Genomic DNA, 302 nt, shown 5'->3' on the forward strand with positions numbered 1-302 from the left:
TTGTTAGGTTTATTTGTTGTGCAATTTTTTAAAATTTTTGAAATCAAGTTTAACCCATCGATTTATTTTTTGTTTCGAGAGTATTTTTTTCATATCAAGTTAACAAAACCTTTATTTATATATTTTCTAAAAATAAATATAACACTTTTATCAAATATTTCAAGTATAATTTTTCATTCTACTTTTTCAAAAAATAAAAAAAGATTACGTGGCTACGTCCTACTCTCCCAGGGGCCTTCGCCCCAAGTACCATCAGCGATAGAGAGCTTAACTTCTGTGTTCGGAATGGGAACAGGTGTATC

At 29.5% G+C, this 302-nt stretch carries 1 rRNA gene; it reads right to left on the minus strand.

Annotated features, from left to right (window positions below):
- Positions 1 to 206: 206 nt before the first annotated feature.
- Positions 207 to 302: ribosomal RNA gene (gene rrf / locus ACK2WN_RS12385) — 5S ribosomal RNA — on the minus strand; the annotation flags it as partial.

This window comes from Peptacetobacter sp. AB800 (genome assembly GCF_047807365.1).
GTDB lineage: Bacteria > Bacillota > Clostridia > Peptostreptococcales > Peptostreptococcaceae > Peptacetobacter.